The sequence below is a fragment of the Pseudomonas sp. Pseu.R1 genome, from assembly GCF_045764065.1.
Lineage (GTDB): Bacteria > Pseudomonadota > Gammaproteobacteria > Pseudomonadales > Pseudomonadaceae > Aquipseudomonas.
The window spans coordinates 3,827,884-3,842,588 of the sequence record NZ_JBJGEE020000001.1 but is presented as its reverse complement, the minus strand read 5'-3'; the positions used below and the strand labels follow the sequence as shown (position 1 = coordinate 3,842,588).

Below are 14,705 nucleotides of genomic sequence, written 5' to 3'. Positions count from 1 at the left end.
ATTTGATTTGAAACTGGATCTTTGTGGGAGCGAATTCATTCGCGACTGGGCGTCCCGTCCGATGAATGTCTATCGGCTGTACTGGCGTCTCGCGAATGAATTCGCTCCCACAGGAACAGGATCGATGTGCGTCAAGCCTTATAGGTGTCGCAGAACGCCTGCGCTTCGGCCACATCCAGCGTGCCTTCGTAGATCGCGCGGCCAGTGATGGCGCCGATGATGCCCGGTGCTTTTGCATCCAACAGGGCTTTGATATCGCCCAAGTTGTGGATGCCGCCCGAGGCGATGACCGGGATTTTCGTGGCCGCTGCCAGCGCCGCCGTGAACGGCACGTTGCAGCCCTGCATCATGCCGTCTTTGGCGATGTCGGTGTACACGATGGCCGATACGCCGTCGGCTTCGAAACGCTTGGCCAGGTCGATCACCTGAACCGAGCTGACTTCCGCCCAGCCGTCAGTGGCGACGAAACCGTCTTTGGCGTCCAGACCGACGATCACCTTGCCCGGAAACGCGCGGCAGGCTTCGGCGACGAACTCAGGCTCTTTCACGGCTTTGGTGCCAATGATCACGTAGCTCACGCCCGCTTTGACGTAATGCTCGATGGTTTCCAGCGAACGAATACCACCGCCGATCTGAATCGGCAGGGTCGGGTAGCGCTTGGCAATCGCGGTGACCACTTCACCGTTGACCGGCTGGCCTTCGAATGCGCCGTTCAGGTCAACCAGATGCAGACGGCGGCAGCCACCGTCGACCCATTTGGCCGCCATGCTGACCGGGTCATCGGAGAACACCGTGGAATCTTCCATACGGCCCTGGCGCAGACGCACACAGGCACCGTCTTTAAGGTCGATAGCGGGGATAATCAGCATCTGGAAACCTACTCAATCGGAATTTAGTTTTTTTCGAGCGCCCAAACGTCGCTTTCGATACTCTCAAAGCGCTCTTTCAGGAGCGCCTGTGCGTCGAAAATCGCTCGGTTGTAATAGTGCGGCGCGACTTCACGGGTGAACAATTCAAGGATTTCCGCCGCTTCGAAAGACCCAAGGTCCAGTTCGAAGCGATCTTCCATGAAGCGCTTGATCTTGTGGCATGCCTCACTTTCCTGCTCGGGCGTGAGGGTCAGGATCGGCGCCTTGTTCTTACGGCTCATTACCAGCGACCGTCCCATGCAGCGAAGTTCTGCAGCAACTGCAGGCCATGGGTATGGCTCTTCTCAGGGTGGAACTGCACGGCAAAGCGCGAACCGTCGGCCAACGCAGCCGCGAAGTCGCGACCGTAATGACCACGCCCCACGATCTGCCGTGGGTTCGGCGACTCGATGAAATAGCTGTGCACGAAATAGAAGCGCGCCTTGTCCGGAATGCTGTGCCACAGCGGGTGATCCACCGACTGGGTCACTTCGTTCCAGCCCATGTGCGGCACTTTCAGGTGCTGGCCGTCTTCGTGAAGGTCCTTGCCGAAGAAGCGCACTTGCCCTGGGAACAGGCCGATGCAATCCACGCCATCGTTTTCTTCACTGCGGTCCATCAACGCCTGCATACCGACGCAGATACCGAGAAATGGACGGTCTTGGCTGACTTCGCGCACCAGTGCATCGAAGCCCAAACGACGGATTTCAGCCATGCAGTCGCGAATGGCGCCCACACCGGGGAACACGATGCGGTCCGCTTCGCGAATCACGTCGGCGTCGCTGGTGATCAGCACACGGCCTGCGCCAACGTGCTCCAGCGCCTTGGCCACCGAGTGCAGGTTGCCCATGCCATAGTCGATAACGGCAACGGTCTGCATTACAGCACGCCCTTGGTCGAAGGCATCTGTCCGGCCATGCGGTCATCCAGCTCGACGGCCATGCGCAGCGCGCGGCCAAAAGCCTTGAACACGGTTTCAATCTGATGGTGGGTGTTGGTGCCACGCAGGTTGTCGATGTGCAGCGTAACGTTGGCGTGGTTCACGAAGCCTTGGAAAAACTCCTGGAACAGGTCCACGTCGAAACCGCCGACAACAGCGCGGGTGTACGGCACGTGCATTTGCAGGCCAGGACGACCCGAGAAGTCGATGACCACACGGGACAGCGCTTCATCCAGCGGGACATAGGCGTGGCCATAACGACGAATGCCTTTTTTATCGCCAATGGCTTTGCTGAAGGCCTGACCCAGTGTGATACCCACGTCTTCCACGGTGTGGTGGTCGTCGATTTCCAGGTCGCCATTGCAATCGAGTTCGATGTCGATCAACCCGTGACGGGAGATCTGGTCGAGCATGTGTTCAAGAAAAGGCACACCGATGTTGAATCGGGCCTTTCCGGTGCCATCCAGGTTAATCGAGGCTTTGACCTGGGTTTCCAGGGTGTCGCGCTCGACGAACGCCTTACGTTCGGCCATCACCAGCTCCGCAAAATCATTGGGCGAAAAGGCGGACATTATAGGCGTGTGGCGGGGAAACAGAAACACGAGACGTGTGATGGTAGACGGGATGACGCAGATAGACATGTCTGTACAAATGACACGCTTGGGATTCTATGTTGTCTGACACGCCGCATTCGCCACCAAGGCGGCTCCCACACGGTTCAGCAGCGAGCAGCGTCTTTGAACTCGGCGCGGTCATTGTGGGAGACGCCTTGGTGGCGAATGCGGCGTGTCAGACAACCCATTTTTCGCGGATTCACCGTTTCCGGGTAGCAGACCGGCGTCGGCCCGAATGCTCAGGCCGACACCGATGACGGCTTAGTGAAACAACACCGCTGTCTTCTGCAAGGTGATCCACACACCCCACGCCAGCGGAATACCCACTGCCAGCCAGGCCAGGACGGCCAGCGGCTTGGTGCCTGCGTCGGCTTTCCACTCCAGCGAAGTGGTGTGGTCGGCGCCAGCGTCGTGACCGATCGCCTGTTCTGCTTTCAGTTCTTCATCGGTCATGAAGTACTTGTCGGCCACCGGGCGCACCAGCATGTTGCAGATGAAGCCCAGCACCAGCAGACCGGCGAGGATGTACAAGGTGATGTCGTAAGCATCGGCTCGGGCCACGCCGTGGCTCAGCTGATACTCACGCAGGTAGTTCACCAGCACCGGGCCGAGCACGCCAGCAGCCGCCCAGGCGGTCAGCAGACGACCATGGATCGCACCGACCATCTGCGTGCCGAACAGGTCAGCCAGGTAAGCCGGAACGGTCGCGAAACCACCACCGTACATCGACAGCACCACGCAGAATGCCGCCACGAACAGCGCAACGCTGCCCAAGTGTCCCAGCGTCGGGACCGATGCGTAGAGCAAAAAGCCCAGCGCAAAGAACACGAAGTACGTGGCTTTACGGCCGATGTAGTCAGAGAAAGATGCCCAGAAGAAGCGGCCACCGATGTTGAACAGGCTCAACAGACCGGTGAAGCCCGCTGCGATGGCCGCGATGGCCGCCAGTTGCGAAGCGTCCAGTTGCGCGAAGCCCTGATCGTTGCCCAGCAGCTTGCCACCGAACACTTCCTGCAACAGTGGCGAAGCCATGCCGAGGATGCCGATACCCGCCGAAACGTTCAGGCACAGCACCAGCCACACCAGGCGGAATTGCGGGGTTTTCCACGCAACGCTGACGTGGACGTGACGATTGGTGATCATCGCGCTGTTGGTTTTCTTCGCAGGCGCGGTCCAGCCTTCAGGCTTCCAGCCCGTAGGCGGAACGCGGTACGCCAGCGCGCCGCCGATCATGAAAATGAAGTAGATCACCGCCATGGCCACGAAGCTCTGCCATACGCCGACGCTGTCAGGCGTTGCGAAGTGGCTCATCAGCGCGGTCGCCAGTGGAGCACCCACCATCGCGCCGCCGCCGAAGCCCATGATCGCCATGCCGGTCGCCATGCCACGTTTGTCCGGGAACCACTTGATCAGGGTCGACACCGGCGAGATATAACCCAGACCCAGACCGATACCCCCGATCACGCCCGAGCCAATCCACATCAGCCAGATTTGATGGGTGTAGACACCCAGCGCAGAAATCAGCAGACCGCCACACCAGCACAGCGCCGAGACAACACCGGCCTTGCGCGGGCCTGCGTGTTCCAGCCACCCACCCCAGATGGCAGCCGAGCAGCCCAGGAAGATGAAGAACAGGGTGTAAATCCAGCCGAGCATCGAAATCGGCCAGTCACAGCTGGACGAAAAGATTTGCTCGAAGAAACCCATGTCTGGCGCGCAAGCCACGGCGGTTTTGATGCCAATGGCCTTGGACAGCGGCAACCAGAACACCGAAAAGCCGTAGGCCATGCCGATGCACAGGTGGATGGCGAGAGCGGCTGGCGGAACCAGCCAACGGTTGAAGCCACGCTTGGCGATAATGCGCTCTTTGGACAAGAACGCAGGCTGAGCGACAGTGCCGCCCAGAGCAGTGCTCGTAGTCATTATTTGTTTTGCCCCTATTTATAGTTGTGCCACGCCAGAACCACGGCAACGGCCCCGCCACTTCTCTTGATGCCGCAAGCATCGGAAGTTTTATCGGCAGAACGGCCTCATAACGTGACAATTCGACGCAGGGATTCCCGCGAACGGCGAGAGATTAGCATTTACGAGGTGACAGAAAGCATTCTGCTACTACCTTTTTTATACCGTCTGTCATTACATGGATCGCTGTCTCTGATATCGCGCACGGCCGAACAAGGCCCGGCGCCTGCGTGAGAACGCTATACTCGCGGGCTAAATTTGAACGACACGAATACAAGGACTCGCCCATGAAAGCGTTCGGCAAAATCCTGGGGCTCTTTATTCTCGGGCTGTTGCTGATCATCGTGGCTCTCGGCTTCGCCCTGACCCATCTGTTTGATCCCAACGACTACAAAGACGAGATTCGTAAACTGGTTCGCGACCGTGCCCATGTCGAACTGACCCTCAATGGCGACATCGGCTGGAGCCTGTTCCCCTGGTTGGGCCTTGAATTGCACGACGCCAGCGTCGCGACGCTGACCGAGCCGACCAAACCGTTCGCCGACCTGCAAATGCTTGGGCTGTCCGTGCGCGTGCTTCCGCTGCTGCGCAAAGAAGTGCAAATGAGCGACGTGCGGGTCGAGGGCCTGAACCTGATGTTGACCCGTGACGAAAACGGTCACGGCAACTGGGAAGACATCGGCAAAGCACCTGCGACAGCCGCCAATCCAGCTCAACCGGCCGCCCCAGCGCCCCAGCCTGACACGGCAGGAAAACCTGAACGCACCTGGCAGCCGCTCAAGCTGGACATCGACAGCCTGACCGTGAACAACGCGCGCATCGATTTCAACGACATCCAGAAAGCCCGGCAATTCACCGCCGAAAGCATTCAATTAAGCACCGGCCCGGTTCACAACGCGACCGACATTCCGATCAAACTGACGGCCTTCCTCAGCACCAATCAGCCTGTCGTACGGACCAAAACCGAACTGACCGGCAAACTGCGTTTCGACCGCGCACTCAAGCGCTATCAACTGGACGACATGCGTTTCTCGGGTGAGGCCGCAGGCGATCCGCTGCAAGGCAAGACCCTGAGCTTCTCGGCCCAGGGCCAATTGCTGGCGGACATGTCGGCCAACGTTGCCGAATGGACCAACCTCAAGCTGTCGGCCAACCAGCTCCGCGCATTGGGCGAGCTGCATGTACGTGATCTGGACAAGGCCCCGCAGTTGAGCGGCGGCATCTCCATCGCTCAATTCAATCTGCGCGAGTTCCTCGACAGCGTCGGCCAGACCGCGCCGACCTTGGGGGAAAACAGCCTGACCAAGCTGGAAATGGTCAGCCGCATCGCCGCGACACAAAACAGCGTGTCGCTGGATGACCTGACCCTCAGGCTCGATGACAGCACCTTCACGGGCCGCGTCGCCGTGGACGACTTCGCCAGGCAATCGCTGCGTCTGCAACTGAAAGCCGACACCTTCGACGCTGACCGCTATCGTCCGCCGCAAAGCGATCAGGCCAAAGCCGCTGGCGCTGCGCGCAAGTCCGAAGTGCAAAGCGGCGAAGCAGAAGCCATGGCCGCTGCGGGCACCTCACCGCTGCCGAACCAACCGACCCAAGGCGCCTGGAGCGACGCACGACTGCTGCCTCAAGAGCGTCTGCGCACTCTCGATGTCGATGCGGACCTGACCTTCGGCAAGCTGACTGTGGAAAAACTGCCGATACAGAACGCTGCACTGAAAACCTCGGCACAGAACGGCGTGATCACCGTCGACAGCCTGCGGGGCGATCTCTATAACGGCAACTTCGAAGTCAAAGGCAACCTCGACGTACGTCCAGAGGTGCCGCTGGCCGCCGTGCAGACCCGCATCGTCAGAGTGCCGGTCGAGCACTTCATCCAAAGCCAGGGCACCACGCCACCGCTGCGCGGCCTGTTGACGCTGAACAGCGACGTCACCGCCAAGGGCAACAGTCAAAAGGCGCTGGTCGAAAGCCTGAACGGCACCGCGAACTTCGCACTGAACGACGGTGTGCTGGTCAACGCCAACCTTGAACAGCAACTGTGTCGCGGAATTTCGGTGCTCAATCGCAAGACCTTGAGCGGCGAGCCTCGCGGCAAAGACACGCCGTTCCAGCAACTCAATGGCAATCTGGTGTTTCGTAACGGCGTGGCCAGCAACCCGGACCTTAAAGTCCGCACACCGGGCCTGACCGTGAACGGCGATGGCGACATCGACCTGCGCGTGATGGGCATGAACTACCGCGTCGGCGTGATCATCGAAGGCGACAAGAGCGACATGCCAGACCCCGCCTGCGAAGTGAACCCGCGCTTCGTTGGCGTTGAATGGCCGATCCTTTGCCGCGGCCCGCTGGAACTGGGCGCCAAGGCGTGTCGGCTGGACAATGAGGGGCTGGGCAAGGTTGCGGCGAAACTGGCCACGGACCGCATCGGCGACAAGATCGACGAAAAGCTGGGGGACAAGGTCAGTCCCGAGCTCAAGGACGCTATCAAAGGATTGTTCAAGCGGTAACCGTTTTTGGCCGATCACCGATTGGCCCAACGACACAAAACGTGTGGGAGCCGGCTTGCTGGCGAATGCGGCGTATCAGGCAACTCATTTGTTGCTGATTCACCGTATTCGCCAGCAAGCCGGCTCCCACAATTGCGAGGTCTACACAGGCCCCAACCTTTTGCCCTGAACCCCGGAACCACGATGCAACCCGAGCAGTTCTCCTCCGCCGTCCTCGAATGGTACGACCGACACGGCCGCCACGACCTCCCTTGGCAACACGACATCACGCCGTACCGCGTCTGGGTGTCGGAAATCATGCTGCAGCAAACTCAGGTCAGCACCGTGCTCGGTTACTTCGACCGATTCATGGAAGCGCTGCCGACCGTTCAAGCCCTGGCCGACGCACCGGAAGACGAAGTGCTGCACCTGTGGACGGGCCTTGGCTACTACACCCGCGCCCGCAACCTGCAAAAAGCCGCGAAGATCGTCGTCTCCCAACACGGGGGAGAATTCCCTCGCGACGTGGAAAAACTCACCGAACTCCCCGGCATCGGCCAATCCACCGCAGGCGCCATCGCCAGCATCAGCATGGGCCTGCGCGCGCCGATCCTCGATGGCAACGTCAAACGCGTGCTGGCGCGCTTCACCGCCCAAGAGGGTTATCCGGGGGAACCCAAGGTCGCCAAGCAGATGTGGGCGACCGCCGAGCGTTTCACGCCCCACAGCCGCGTCAATCACTACACTCAGGCGATGATGGATCTGGGCGCGACGCTCTGCACCCGCAGCAAGCCCAGTTGTCTGCTGTGCCCACTGGAGCGCGGCTGCGAAGCGCACATGCTCGGCCAGGAAACCCGCTACCCGGTGCCGAAACCGCGCAAGGCCGTCCCGCAGAAACGCACGCTGATGCCGATCTTCGCTAACCGCGAAGGCGAGATTTTGCTCTATCGTCGCCCGTCGACAGGTTTGTGGGGCGGGCTGTGGAGCTTGCCGGAGCTGGACGACTTTGACGATATGCAGCACCTGGCCGATCAACACTCGCTGGCGATGGGCACGCACCAGGCACTGCCGGGACTTGTCCACACCTTCAGCCACTTCCAGTTGACCATCGAGCCGTGGCTGGTTCGGGTCGAGGAGTCCGCCCATCACGTGGCCGAGGACGACTGGCTCTGGTATAACCTCGCCACCCCGCCGCGCCTGGGCCTGGCTGCCCCGGTGAAGAAGCTGCTGAAAAACGCAGCCGACGTATTGAATGCAGGAGAGTCGTCATGACCCGCACCGTAATGTGCCGCAAGTACAAAGAAGAACTGCCTGGCCTGGACCGCCCTCCCTATCCGGGCGCCAAGGGCGAAGACATCTTCAACCACGTCTCGCAGAAAGCCTGGGCCGACTGGCAGAAACACCAGACCCTGCTGATCAACGAGCGTCGGCTGAACATGATGAACGCCGAAGACCGTAAATTCCTCCAGACCGAAATGGACAAGTACCTGTCCGGCGAGGAATACGCCAAGGCCGAAGGCTACGTTCCACCGTCTGAATGACGCTTCAGAGAGGCGTCAGACGTAAGCGAAGGAAATAATTCGAATTTTTTTCAAAGACTTGCTTGACGACCTCCTGAAAAACACGTTTAATGCGCCCCGTTGCCCAGATAGCTCAGTCGGTAGAGCAGGGGATTGAAAATCCCCGTGTCGGCGGTTCGATTCCGTCTCTGGGCACCAAATACCGAAAACCCCTGATTCCGCAAGGTCTCGGGGGTTTTTACTATCTGGAGTTGCTGTAACCCGTCACGCATGAGTACACATGGCGGGTACACGATGGGATTTATGGCACAACCTTGGAAAGATCCCCGCACCGGGACCTACTACATCCGCCGCCGTATTCCGAAGGACATCAAGCCGTTCCTTCCAGACGCAGGTGAGTTCCACAAGCGCTCGCTGGGCACTAAAGATGCCCGAGAGGCCAAGACTCTCTTCGCTGCCGCATGGGGTCTATCCGAAGAAATCTTCCTGAACACTCGCCTTCAGGTTTCCGGCACTCATACCCCTACCCTTCAAGACGCCATCCAGCTTGCTGCAAGATGGGCGAAGGGTGAGCTTGACCATATGGAATCAACCGGAAGATTTGAGGGATATCTCATCGGCTCGGATGATGTAGGCCACGAGACCCTGCGCGATCACTTCAGCGTCAGAAACCCGAAAGCTTTACTGGGCCCCGATGGTCTGGAGTCACTCGCTCGACAGCACCTCGATCAAACGGTAGCCGATGAGCTGGCGAAGGTTTCGCTGCCAATGCCTATGCCCGGTACGCCATTCCACAAGTATCTGTACGAAGCATTCGTGGCGCAGTATCTGGAGCTGTCCGAGATTGCCTACAAGCGCCACCACGGCAATTACTCTGCGGTCTTTGAGCTACCCCACGAAGCCCCGTTGAGCATCGACAAGACGAAGGCAGCGAGCCCGAGCGAGACCCTTTCCGTGGTCTTTGAGCATTGGGCCCGGAATCATCGCCACATGGGTGATGGGAAGCGTGACGTTGAGAAGACCGCAGGGGAGTATCAGACCACTATCGTCCGCTTCATTGAGCTGCTTGGCGACCTCCCACTTAAGCAAATCAAGCGCAGGACGATTGAAGAGTTCTACAACCTGCTTCGTCAGTTGCCATCCAAAGGCGAGGGCCTCAAAGGGCTCAACGCACACGAGCAGATTGCCCGAGCCAAACAGCTTGATCTGCCTTTGCTCAGTAGTGCAACGATCAAGAATAAGCTGATGGGCCTTTCTTCGGTCCTGGCCTACGCCGTGCAGATGGAATACATCACGGAGAACCCAGTGGTCGCCTCGGGCATCACGAAGTCCCTGCGCAAAGCGAGCGCCAAGCAATCGCGCACGGCCACACGCAAGGGCTACACCCAAGCGGAACTCATTCAGGTCTTCTCAAGCCCGCTCTTCAAGGGGGAATGGATCGCCCCTCGGGCCTCGTTTGGAGAAGCTTGGAAGTGGCTACCGCTCTTGCTCTGCTACACAGGCGCACGAAGGGAGGAGATTGCTCAGATGAAGGCGAGCGAAGTCCGTAAGTCCGAGGACGGCATATGGCATCTGGACCTTCTTGGCGTGTCCGAGGATGGAGCAGACGACGATAGGACCTTGAAGACCAAAGGCAGCCATCGCTTGGTTGTCATTCATCAAGACCTGATTGACCTCGGCTTCATTGAGTACGTCGAGAACCTGCCCGCATCTGGACAGCTCTTTCCGACCCTCAAGCCTAACCCTACGGGCTGGTATGGACACAACTTCGGTAAACGCTGGGGCGTGTACCTTCGCGAGGTCGCTAAGCTTGAGACGCCTGTGAGCCCCTCGCACGGCTTCCGCCATAGCTTCAAGACCATGTGTCGCGAAGTAGGCATCCCAGAGGAAATACACGACGCAATCACGGGGCATGATGATGGTTCTGTAAGTCGCAGCTACGGTGAACGTCACCTACTGAAGACCCAGCAGGAACAGTTGACCCGCTTGCCGCGCATTGCGCATCTCGCCGGGCTTCTATCAGGGCAAGACCGGGAATGAAGAGTGAGTAGAGCCTTTTAAACGATCACGACCTTGCTCGGCGGGTCAATCATCGCGTACCTTCAATAGTTCAGACCTCAAAGCCCCATTCGGGGCATTCCAGAGGATCAAGGAAGCAACTGCGCCGAACTCAAGGACCTCACTCATGGCCGAAAATCTGCCGTACAGCACATCGATTGGCACGCTGCTCAACATGCTGGAAAAAATAAAATCAGCACCTGTACCAGAGCGATTTACGCAAGATTTCGTCTCGACGAAGCTAACCATGAAAGGCGGGACGGCTGCCGCATGCATTCCCTTCTTAAAGAAAATGGGCTTTGTCGCAACCGACGGGACCCCCACCGAGCTTTATAAAGAATTTAGAAATCCGCACAAATCAAGAATTGCAATCGGCAAAGCCTTCAGAAAGCTTTACCACAAACTCTATGAAATGAATGAATACATTCATGATGCAACGGACCCAGAAATCCTTGGCATGATCGTCCAATATACTGGAGGGGAGAAGAACTCCACGGTAACCAAGTCAACATTAGGCACCTTGAATGCGTTACGCAAAATATCTGACTTCGACACAGAGCCAGAGCACGAAGTCGAAGAGACGGGTGCCTTTCATAGTAAAAACCCACTCCCTAAATCAATTTTACAGATAGACCCACAAGTGCAACCCGCGCCTCAGCAGCAGGGAAGTAAAGGGATAAATCTTGCCTACACCATAAACTTAAACCTACCGGCAACTAAAGACATAGAAGTATTTAATGCCATCTTCAAAAGTCTAAAAGAGCATATTCTCGGGGATTAAGTCATGGCATTTGAGCGTGATGTGAAGTCGTTCGGAATGACCAACATGTTGATAGAGTCAGAAATTGACTCCCTTGAGAGAAAACTTGGCGTAAAGCTGAGGGGAGAATCTCCTAAGGAGGAAACACAAAACGAGATCGAAAAGGCATACTTTCCACAGTTCACCGAAGCCCTTCGCTTAGAGGCTGCGGATATGGCTCGAAGCTACGAGCTATTCTACTGCCTTGAGAAAACTATCAGGCTACAAATATCAGAGCTCTTAATGGAGAGCCATGGAGGAGACTGGTGGAACGATAAGGTCGTGCCGCAACATATTTTCGGAGAGGTCAAAAAGAGAATACAACGCGAACGCGAATCTGGAATTACGCCTCGCTCAACCGACCAGCTTGACTACACAAATTTCGGAGAGCTTGGAGAAATAATCAAAGCAAATTGGGGTCTTTTCGCAAGCGTGTTTAATAACATTAAGGCTGTCGAAAAGGTGATGTCTAACTTAAACTCTTTGAGAAATCCAATAGCACACTGTAGTGTACTTGCTGAAGACGAAAGACTCCGCCTCGACTTGAGCCTTCGTGACTGGTTCCGTCTCGCAGAGTAAACACAGCCCCCACCTCCTCATGAACTTTTGGCTTTGATCCAACGCGAGGTCAAGACCGCTTTTGATTTACCAGCACCGCTCCAAACGATCCTGAGATCACTGGTTATCAGGGCTGTGGGTAGTTACTAAGCCGATCCCGCAGCCTGAAACTTCATCGCCCGCTGAACGGTGGCAGTGCTGACTCCAGTAGCCCTTGAGGTCTCTCGTACACCCATACCCTTGCTCAAACATTCCAGAATGCGCTGGTGCTTATCCTGATCGATTCCACGGCCCTTGTAGGCACCTTGCCCCTGAGCCTTCTTGATGCCATCCATCTGACGACGCCTACGGTCCTCGTAGTCCTTCCGGGCGACCGCTGCGAGCATGTCCAAGAGCATGTCGTTGATGGCTCCAAGCATCCGAGAGGTGAATATGTCCAATGCTCCACTTCCCTGCGCCATGAACTGGTGAGAGGTAGGCAAATCAAGCGAGACCACCCGGACCTCCTTGTCCTTGATGATCCCCCGGAGCTTCTGCCAGTCGGCCTCTGTGAGGCGCGATAGGCGGTCTACCTGCTCGACCAAGAGGACATCACCGGGATGAGCATCAGACAGCAGCCTGAACAGCTCAGGGCGCTTTAGGGTGGCTCCACTCTCGTTCTCGATGTAGTAGGCCGCTACTCGCTGACCATGATCCTGTGCGAAGGCCGTAAGCTGGTCCTTAGCTCGGTGAGCGTCTTGGTCAGTGGTAGAAGCTCGGAGGTAAGCTCGGATGAACATCGAAAGGCGTCCCGTAGTCGTTAAGGTGTGGTCACTATAGGTGTAGTCGTTGTAGTGGTCAACGCCTACCAAACAACCACACTCTTACAGGCACCTTGCCGTAGTTGCTGAGGTATACCCAAAGGACCACGCATAGTGACGCCCTTCGACCTGTCCAGTCAGAGGGAGGAGAGCGACCACGAAGGACCATCGAGGCGGTGAGCAATCCTTGGCCCCATCATCGAGTTGTCATCCAGAGGCGCGCGTGGGCGCACGATGATTAAGGACCCCTACCCCAAGGGTGGCATGGGGGAGTCACAGTGGAAAATCTATTGAGATGGTGTCTCCAAAATTTGCCCCAGATTCTCGTCACTCGTTCTTCCCGGGCCGGGCAGGTCCTAACGAAATCTCATGGGATTCTCTTTCTCGAATCTCCGAGCGGCCCTCAAGTGCCCCTGCATTACCTTCTCTTGCTTCGTGAGCTGCCGAGAAGTCTTGCCCTTGCTTATTTGCTTGAGTGCAGCCCGGCGATTGTCCTTCTCTCGCTCGACCAGATGAATGACAGCGGCTTGTACTGATACCCGCTCAAAGCCTGCCCCTTCAAGTTCCAGCCAGCGCTTCACGATCAGATTGGTGAGCTTGAACGAATATCGAGACAGCAGAGTAAATGTCAGTTCTTTCGCAAGGACGGTTAGAGGTCGTGCCTGACCTTTGGAGTCGCGGTAAGTGGACTCGACGAAATCAACCGGACCAAATCTGGGCCCGTTAGCGCCAGCATGGCCCAACTCATCGAGCATCTTTCTGATGTCCCGAAGGACGTGGGCATGACGCTTGCCAGTGATTTCTGCAATCTCCAAAGAGGTCATACCGGGGAGGCCGTTGAGGGTAGTTGCTGCGACTGACCCAACGGTGACGATCTTTTCAAAGACGGATGTGGTTGTGTTCATGGTGGTGCGGTTTGTGATGTTCATTGTCGTTACTCCTTTGGTATCGCCCTTCACGTCGCACCCACAGCCGAGCATCCAGCCCCCGACAAAGGGGCCCGGTTAGGCATGAAAAGCGCTCTCGGATGAACTGGATGGTTGTACGCCAGTGGGCTGCATTAACTTCGGACAAGGCTTGAATATGTATTGCAAGGAAACTCCGCAGCAGACGTCGAGTATGTAAGGTGTCCTTTCTGACGGGGATGGCTATTGCCAATGCCCCCTCTGAGAGCTCGACGATCAGCATTCGATAAGCAGGTAACACCTCCCCCCGCAGGGTCCTCATAGGTCTTAAAGTATGCGGCGTTTAATCACGCTCGCTCCCCGAGGTCTCGCATGTCGTGGTGCAACTTTGCGAGGACTTCAGCGCTTGGGGTCTCCAGTTCGTCAGTCCAGTCGCTGGGACGCATTGCTGGTATTTCTCCGAGGTCCATCTCAACGGCCAAACATTGCGGTCGCGATTTCATGAGATACGGCATTGCCAGTTCAATGGCCTTCACGTACCGCTGAGCCTGCCGAGTATTGACGTGCAAGAAACCCCCGACTGATTCAGCAGTAACCTCGGAAAGTCGTGCGAGCACCCCGAAAAGACGCTTAACAGAAAGCGGCTTAGACGACCCACCTTGATTGATTGGTCGATCATGCCAGTCGAGCCTTGCAATGCCCTCGATGATGTCTGATGCGAAGTATGGATACTGGCCATAATAGGTGGATGGCCCGATATAGCTTTCGAAAGGATTAACAATGGCCTTGGCGGGTCGGCCTCGGTTGCTTGTCTTGGAACGTACCTCTTTTGCTACCTTCCGGGCAGCGTCCCGGTTACGCGGTGCATTGGCAGCGATCAGGCGATCTACACGATCACCGATACGCCTGTCTAACTCAGCAAGCTCTATAGCTGACAGCATAAATGTCGCCCCCCATTCAGTAAGCGAGACGGACGGGATGCCCTTTTCGCTATAAGTGAGGGGTTTTGGAGCGCCTGTCATTGGCGGTCGATTGAAACGGGTAAAACGGTTGTTGTAGCTATCCACTGCGCATCCCCCATGACCAGTCGGCTCGACGAGGTGTCGATCCGGTTATAGTGGGTGGATTTGCAGTTAAGTCAGAAGGAACACG

General features: G+C 57.2%; 14 protein-coding genes and 1 tRNA gene. 7 read left to right on the top strand and 8 right to left on the bottom strand.

Annotated features, from left to right (window positions below; all coding sequences use genetic code 11):
- Window positions 1-131 precede the first annotated feature (131 nt).
- From hisA to ACI5GA_RS17820, 5 genes are all read right to left on the bottom strand, one after another.
- Entirely contained in the window at window positions 132-869 is a 738-nt protein-coding gene (gene hisA / locus ACI5GA_RS17840) for a 1-(5-phosphoribosyl)-5-[(5-phosphoribosylamino)methylideneamino]imidazole-4-carboxamide isomerase (protein ID WP_404635148.1), read from the bottom strand.
- A gap of 23 nt (window positions 870-892) precedes the next feature.
- Window positions 893-1,150 carry a DUF2164 domain-containing protein gene (locus ACI5GA_RS17835; protein WP_421423605.1) on the bottom strand — a complete coding sequence of 86 codons (258 nt, stop codon included), beginning with the start codon at window positions 1,148-1,150 and terminating at the stop codon, window positions 893-895.
- The gene (hisH, locus tag ACI5GA_RS17830; protein WP_421423603.1) at window positions 1,150-1,788 is read right to left on the bottom strand and encodes an imidazole glycerol phosphate synthase subunit HisH; all 639 of its coding nucleotides are present in this window, start codon (window positions 1,786-1,788) and stop codon (window positions 1,150-1,152) included. Before hisH ends, ACI5GA_RS17835 begins: the two co-directional genes overlap by 1 nt.
- Complete coding sequence (hisB, locus tag ACI5GA_RS17825) at window positions 1,788-2,381, bottom strand: imidazoleglycerol-phosphate dehydratase HisB (RefSeq protein ID WP_404635154.1); 594 nt, start codon at window positions 2,379-2,381, stop codon at window positions 1,788-1,790. The genes hisH and hisB overlap by 1 nt, the downstream gene beginning before the upstream one ends.
- A 342-nt stretch (window positions 2,382-2,723) precedes the next feature.
- Window positions 2,724-4,385, bottom strand: a complete 1,662-nt coding sequence (locus tag ACI5GA_RS17820) for an OFA family MFS transporter (protein WP_404635156.1) — start codon at window positions 4,383-4,385, stop codon at window positions 2,724-2,726.
- A gap of 326 nt (window positions 4,386-4,711) precedes the next feature.
- Here ACI5GA_RS17820 and ACI5GA_RS17815 point away from each other — a divergent pair, with 326 nt between their 5' ends.
- From ACI5GA_RS17815 to ACI5GA_RS17785, 7 genes are all read left to right on the top strand, one after another.
- A complete protein-coding gene (locus ACI5GA_RS17815; protein WP_404635158.1) occupies window positions 4,712-6,934 on the top strand; it encodes an AsmA family protein in 2,223 nt (740 codons plus the stop codon).
- Window positions 6,935-7,117: 183 nt separating this feature from the next.
- On the top strand, window positions 7,118-8,185 hold the full coding sequence (gene mutY / locus ACI5GA_RS17810) for an A/G-specific adenine glycosylase (protein WP_404635160.1): 1,068 nt from the start codon (window positions 7,118-7,120) through the stop codon (window positions 8,183-8,185).
- Complete coding sequence (locus tag ACI5GA_RS17805; RefSeq protein ID WP_404635162.1) at window positions 8,182-8,454, top strand: oxidative damage protection protein; 273 nt, start codon at window positions 8,182-8,184, stop codon at window positions 8,452-8,454. Before mutY ends, ACI5GA_RS17805 begins: the two co-directional genes overlap by 4 nt.
- 101 nt (window positions 8,455-8,555) lie before the next feature.
- Window positions 8,556-8,631: transfer RNA gene (locus tag ACI5GA_RS17800), tRNA-Phe, on the top strand.
- A 105-nt stretch (window positions 8,632-8,736) separates the two neighbouring features.
- Window positions 8,737-10,473, top strand: a complete 1,737-nt coding sequence (locus ACI5GA_RS17795) for a DUF6538 domain-containing protein (protein ID WP_421423600.1) — start codon at window positions 8,737-8,739, stop codon at window positions 10,471-10,473.
- 145 nt (window positions 10,474-10,618) lie between these two features.
- Window positions 10,619-11,272, top strand: coding sequence for a DUF5343 domain-containing protein (locus ACI5GA_RS17790; RefSeq protein WP_421423598.1), 654 nt, complete (start codon window positions 10,619-10,621; stop codon window positions 11,270-11,272).
- A gap of 3 nt (window positions 11,273-11,275) precedes the next feature.
- Entirely contained in the window at window positions 11,276-11,869 is a 594-nt protein-coding gene (locus tag ACI5GA_RS17785; RefSeq protein ID WP_421423597.1) for a Swt1 family HEPN domain-containing protein, read from the top strand.
- 125 nt (window positions 11,870-11,994) lie between these two features.
- Here the strand turns inward: ACI5GA_RS17785 and ACI5GA_RS17780 are convergent, their stop codons facing one another.
- From ACI5GA_RS17780 to ACI5GA_RS17770, 3 genes are all read right to left on the bottom strand, one after another.
- The gene (locus ACI5GA_RS17780; protein WP_421423595.1) at window positions 11,995-12,627 is read right to left on the bottom strand and encodes a recombinase family protein; all 633 of its coding nucleotides are present in this window, start codon (window positions 12,625-12,627) and stop codon (window positions 11,995-11,997) included.
- 377 nt (window positions 12,628-13,004) lie between these two features.
- Window positions 13,005-13,577, bottom strand: coding sequence for a Rha family transcriptional regulator (locus tag ACI5GA_RS17775; protein ID WP_421423593.1), 573 nt, complete (start codon window positions 13,575-13,577; stop codon window positions 13,005-13,007).
- Between the two features lie 323 nt (window positions 13,578-13,900).
- Complete coding sequence (locus tag ACI5GA_RS17770) at window positions 13,901-14,620, bottom strand: hypothetical protein (protein WP_421423591.1); 720 nt, start codon at window positions 14,618-14,620, stop codon at window positions 13,901-13,903.
- Between the last annotated feature and the right edge of the window lie 85 nt (window positions 14,621-14,705).

Excerpts from the sequence above, each read along its gene's own strand:
- ACI5GA_RS17785 (WP_421423597.1), top strand. The coding sequence starts at position 11,276 with ATGGCATTTGAGCGTGATGTGAAGTCGTTCGGAATGACCAACATGTTG.
- ACI5GA_RS17780 (WP_421423595.1), bottom strand. The coding sequence starts at position 12,627 with ATGTTCATCCGAGCTTACCTCCGAGCTTCTACCACTGACCAAGACGCT.
- hisH (WP_421423603.1), bottom strand. The coding sequence starts at position 1,788 with ATGCAGACCGTTGCCGTTATCGACTATGGCATGGGCAACCTGCACTCG.
- ACI5GA_RS17790 (WP_421423598.1), top strand. The coding sequence starts at position 10,619 with ATGGCCGAAAATCTGCCGTACAGCACATCGATTGGCACGCTGCTCAAC.
- ACI5GA_RS17805 (WP_404635162.1), top strand. The coding sequence starts at position 8,182 with ATGACCCGCACCGTAATGTGCCGCAAGTACAAAGAAGAACTGCCTGGC.
- ACI5GA_RS17795 (WP_421423600.1), top strand. The coding sequence starts at position 8,737 with ATGGCACAACCTTGGAAAGATCCCCGCACCGGGACCTACTACATCCGC.
- hisA (WP_404635148.1), bottom strand. The coding sequence starts at position 869 with ATGCTGATTATCCCCGCTATCGACCTTAAAGACGGTGCCTGTGTGCGT.
- ACI5GA_RS17820 (WP_404635156.1), bottom strand. The coding sequence starts at position 4,385 with ATGACTACGAGCACTGCTCTGGGCGGCACTGTCGCTCAGCCTGCGTTC.
- ACI5GA_RS17775 (WP_421423593.1), bottom strand. The coding sequence starts at position 13,577 with ATGAACATCACAAACCGCACCACCATGAACACAACCACATCCGTCTTT.
- ACI5GA_RS17835 (WP_421423605.1), bottom strand. The coding sequence starts at position 1,150 with ATGAGCCGTAAGAACAAGGCGCCGATCCTGACCCTCACGCCCGAGCAG.
- hisB (WP_404635154.1), bottom strand. The coding sequence starts at position 2,381 with ATGGCCGAACGTAAGGCGTTCGTCGAGCGCGACACCCTGGAAACCCAG.
- mutY (WP_404635160.1), top strand. The coding sequence starts at position 7,118 with ATGCAACCCGAGCAGTTCTCCTCCGCCGTCCTCGAATGGTACGACCGA.
- ACI5GA_RS17815 (WP_404635158.1), top strand. The coding sequence starts at position 4,712 with ATGAAAGCGTTCGGCAAAATCCTGGGGCTCTTTATTCTCGGGCTGTTG.